Below are 1,787 nucleotides of genomic sequence, written 5' to 3'. Positions count from 1 at the left end.
ATGGCGACTACCGAGGTGCGTCGGGCGGGGCGCAAGCCCGCTCAGATCGTGGACATGTCCTGGGATCCGATCACGCGGATCATCGGGAACCTGGGCATCTACACGAAGATCGATTTCGCGAACCGGGAGGTCGTCGAGTGCCACTCGACCTCCTCACTGTTCCGCGGCTACTCGGTGTTCATGAAGGGCAAGGACCCCCGCGACGCCGGCTTCATCACCTCCCGCATCTGCGGCATCTGCGGCGACAACCACACCACCTGCTCCAACTACGCCCAGCAGATGGCCTACGGCGTCAAACCCCCACCCCTGGCCGAACACATCACCAACCTCGGCGAAGCCGCCGAATACATGTTCGACCACACGATCTTCCAGGACAACCTCGTCTTCGTCGACTTCTGCGAAGCCATGGTCAAGGCAACCAACCCCAGCGTCCTGGCCCGCGCGGAGCGGACGGAGGCCCCCCGCGGGCACATCCACGGCTACCGCACCATCGCCGACATCATGCGCGCCTTCAACCCCTTCGAAGGCGAGATCTACAAACAGGCCCTGAAGATGTCCCGCACCACCCGGGAAATGTTCTGCCTCATGGAGGGCCGCCACGTCCACCCCTCCACCCTCTATCCCGGCGGCACGGGCACCATGCCCCAGCCCACCGTCTTCACCGACTACCTCGCCCGCCTCATGCGCGTCATCGACTTCGTCAAACAAGCCGTCGCCCTCAACGACGACGTCTTCGACTTCTTCTACCAGGCCCTGCCCGGCTACGAGGAAGTCGGCCGCCGCCGCATCCTCCTGGCCTGCTGGGGCGCCTGGCAAAACCCCGACATCGTCGACTACCGCTACGAGACGATGAACCACTGGGGCAAAGCCATGTACGTCACCCCCGGCATCATCGTCGACGGCCAACTCGTCACCAACAACCTCGTCGACATCAACCTCGGCCTGCGCATCCTCCTCGGCTCCAGCTACTACGACGACTGGACCACCGAAGAACCCTTCGTCACCCACGACCCCCTCGGCAACCCCGTCGACATCCGCCACCCCTGGAACCAGACCACCCTGCCCCACCCCCAAAAACGCTCCTTCGACCACAACTACAGCTGGGTCATGAGCCCCCGCTGGCACCACCCCGAAACCGGCCAGCACCTCGCCCTCGACACCGGCGGCGGCCCCCTCGCCCGCCTCTGGTCCACCGCCCTGAACGGCCTCGTCGACACCCCCTACATCAAAGCCACCGGCCACAGCGTCCGCATCACCCTCCCCCACGGCGAAAAACTCCCCGAAACCACCCTCGAATGGACCATCCCCCAATGGTCCAACACCATCGAACGCGACCGCGCCCGCCCCTACTTCATCGCCTACGCCGCCGCCATGGCCCTCCAATTCCTCGAACAAGCCCAAACCCTCGTCCGCGCCGGCGAAACCAAAGTCTTCGAAAACTTCGAAGTCCCCGACGAAGCCATCGGCTGCGGCTTCCACGAAGCCGTCCGCGGCGCCCTCTCCCACCACCTCGTCATCAAAGACAAGAAAATCGCCAACTACCACCCCTACCCACCCACCCCCTGGAACGCCAGCCCCCGCGACCCCTACGGCACCCCCGGCCCCTACGAAGACGCCGTCCAAGGCCAACCCATCTTCGAAGAAAACGACCCCGACACCTTCAAAGGCGTCGACATCATGCGCACCGTCCGCAGCTTCGACCCCTGCCTCCCCTGCGGCGTCCACATGTACCTCGGCAACGGCAAAACCCTCACCACCACCCACACCCCCACCTACGGAGCCGAACA

Annotated in this window: 1 protein-coding gene; it reads left to right on the top strand. The window is 64.7% G+C overall.

From position 1 onward, the window contains the following. Positions 1–1,787 (top strand): nickel-dependent hydrogenase large subunit (locus ABZ818_RS42730; RefSeq protein ID WP_361427726.1); only part of this gene is annotated, 1,787 nt, incomplete at its 3' end.

Origin of the sequence: Streptomyces sp. NPDC047453 (assembly GCF_040643155.1) — a bacterium.
Lineage (GTDB): Bacteria > Actinomycetota > Actinomycetes > Streptomycetales > Streptomycetaceae > Streptomyces.
Note: the sequence above shows the minus strand (reverse complement) of the source record. Positions and strands in the feature narration are given on the sequence as shown.